The sequence below is a fragment of the Phyllobacterium sp. P5_D12 genome (assembly GCF_054049495.1).
In genome coordinates, this window is record NZ_JBFUMG010000706.1 from 1 (window position 1) to 1961 (window position 1961).

2 protein-coding genes are annotated in these 1961 nt (G+C 60.0%); both read right to left on the bottom strand.

The genetic code is table 11. From position 1 onward, the window contains the following. A partial coding sequence (locus ACXJ5O_RS25510; protein ID WP_457302346.1) for a putative N-acetylmannosamine-6-phosphate 2-epimerase occupies positions 1-1351 on the bottom strand: 1351 nt, incomplete at its 3' end. A 70-nt stretch (positions 1352-1421) separates the two neighbouring features. Further along, the coding region (locus ACXJ5O_RS25515; protein WP_457302347.1) for a GntR family transcriptional regulator at positions 1422-1961 on the bottom strand (540 nt) is incomplete at its 5' end.

Genomic DNA, 1961 nt, shown 5'->3' on the forward strand with positions numbered 1-1961 from the left:
TCGGATCAAGCGCCAGCTGTATGTTCTGGCAGAGTATAGCCAGTCTGCGGGCGGAAATTGCGATGATATGCGATGCCCATGGCGCGCCGGACCTCGCCGCGGCGAAGATGCCCGGCGCTTCCAGCTCATAGCCCGCCTTGCAGGCTTCCGCATGCATCCAGTGGCCGGAAATGCTGTCTTCAAGCGGTCGGTGCGAACATTCGAAGTAGCCCTGAAACAACCCGAAATGACCGGCGGTTCCTTGAAAGAGCCGGCCGTTGATGACGATGCCGCCGCCAATGCCGGTCGAGATCGTGAGGAACACCATGTCCTTCTGTGCGCCGGCGCCAAACCGGTGCTCGCCCCAGGCTGCACATTGCGCATCGTTGACTGCGATTGCGTCAACGCCGAACGTACCGCGCAACCTGTCGATGAGCGGATAGTCTTGCGGCAGGTTGAGCGTTGCCGGATTTAGTGCCTGCCAATTTCCGTCGACGACAATCCCTGTAACGGCGGCAGCGACCCGTCCATAGGAGCCGCGCCAGTTGGAGACCTTTGCGGCGATGGCGTCGATCCAGCCGTCGGGACCAAGATTGTGATCGGTAGCAAATTGGACCTCCTCGATGACTTTGCCTTCTTTCACCAGACACACCATCGTCTTGGTCCCGCCGATATCGATCGCAAGCACGGCTTGGTTGGCTCTGCGTGCCAACCCGGCATCGATTGCCTGCTTGAACCACGAGGTGACATGCTCGGTGCGGGTGATCGCGGAGCCGACGACAACGCTGAGGGCGCCCCGGCGGCGTGCCTCCGCTGCCTGCTCGGGCGTCCGGATACGGCCTTCCGCGATCACATAAGGGGTCAGTTTCCGCAGTCCGGCGATTAGCTCGAAATCTGGCGCATCGGGAACCGGTCCGCCCGTATAACCGGACAGTGTTGATCCGACGCAATCGGCACCCGCAGCCAGCGCTGCGCGGCCATCCTCGACCGACGAACAGTCCGCCATCGCCAAGGCGCCTTTGGCGTGAATGGCCGCAATAATATCTGCGACAGTATCGGGCCGCGGGCGCGATGTTGCGTCGAACGCGACAATCTGTGCGCCGGCATCGATTAGCGCCACTGCGTCGGCCACATGGGGCGTGATGCGGACGGGCGACGTTTCAATATCTTTTTTGACGATGCCGATGATCGGCGCGTCCGTCACCTGGCGGACCGCTCGCACATATTCCACCGATTCGATCCTGAGTGCGCTTGCACCTCCGGCGATCGCCGCCAAGGCAAACGCCGTGACCATGTCGGCGCGATCCATCGGGCCGTCCGGAACCGGCTGGCAGGAGACGATAAGGCTGCGTTCGAGATCCCCGATTTTCACTTCAAAATCCTCGCTTATGGCGAGAACGATATCCAGTTCATACCAGATTGCAACCAGTCAAAAACTGGTATTAGCGACTTAACTCCGTAACGAAATCGTAGAGATCGCCGCGATACCTTGTTTCGGTAAATTCCACGGGCTGATCGTCGGCAAGGAAACAACGCCGTTCAATGATAAGCAGCGGTGCGCCGGCAGCACATTTCAAGAGCTCGCTGTCACGGACCGAAGCAGGCCGCGAACGTAACCGTTGTATGGCGCGCTGGGGCAACGCGTTGCGCTTTGCCAGTGCCTCGTACAGGGAATCGCCAACGAGTTCGGGTGATGGCAGAAACCTTGCCGGAACGACTGCAGTCTCGTAGGCGGCAGGCTCCCCGTCAGCAGTTCGTATCCGTTTCAAGCGAATGATGTCTGCATTTGGCGGTAAGGCGAGCGCCATCGCTTCCGCCGGGGATGGTCGGCTTATTTCCTTGGAAATCCAGATACATCCGGGTTCAAGACCTCGTGCGATCATATCCTCGGAAAAGCTCGCGAGGGTCGAAAGCGATTTCTCGACGGGAACGCTCACTTCAGTCTTCGCGCCATGCCGCCGCCGCAGATGGCCATCCTGGAT